Origin of the sequence: Streptococcus infantis, from assembly GCF_047464415.1 — a bacterium.
Taxonomy (GTDB): domain Bacteria; phylum Bacillota; class Bacilli; order Lactobacillales; family Streptococcaceae; genus Streptococcus; species Streptococcus infantis_AE.
The window spans coordinates 1-758 of sequence record NZ_JASHBX010000056.1 but is presented as its reverse complement, the minus strand read 5'-3'; the positions used below and the strand labels follow the sequence as shown (position 1 = coordinate 758).

At 43.1% G+C, this 758-nt stretch carries 1 pseudogene; it reads right to left on the bottom strand.

The window, feature by feature from the left end:
* Positions 1–758 (bottom strand): annotated as a pseudogene (locus tag QM460_RS10425) (hypothetical protein); the annotation flags it as partial.

Genomic DNA, 758 nt, shown 5'->3' with positions numbered 1-758 from the left:
CGGTGTTCTGTAATGCTTTCAACTCCAGTATTATTGGAATCCAACTTATGGAGGAACAAGCCTTTAATCCCTGCTATTTTGTCGGTTTCCTGCATATCCTTTAACAGTTTTGGATTTGTCGTACCATAGTTTGCCCCAAAATCAATCTTGGTCGCAAAATCAGTCGTGTCCCGCTGTGCAGGGTCATCCGTGATATTATTGACAGGAGTTGACCCCTCCTGAACGGGCTTGATATAGCCATAATCATCCATTGGAAACAACTCTGTAGAAAAATCCTTGTAGATCAAAACTTTTAAGTCTACCACATTATTTTTCATGGGCTGAAGAGCCAAGGAGGAAGTTGGTTGACTACCAGATGGCGCTTCACTGGTGACCGTCTGGATAGACATGGCATCCTGCGCTACTGCGGTTGAGATAGTGGTCAAAGCTAGTGGCAATACGGCAGTTACAGCAGTCACCAAAAGGAAATTCGTAATGACCCCTTTGTATTTGACTGGTTTTGTAAAAACTCCTGCAACAGCCGACACAACCAAAATCAGGGTAAACAAGGACGTCCCCAATAACTGAAACCAGTAAAAGAACTGGCCTATAATCGTCTTCTGGTCTCCCAGATAACCGAAGAGACCAAAGAGCTTGAACATATTATTAAAAACATGTTCTAGGCTGGAAGTGATTTGATAAAGAGCCTTGGCAATCCCTCCTGGTAAATAAGTGAGAAATGCCATAAATGCAGGAGTCGGTTCTAAATAGTTGCCCCA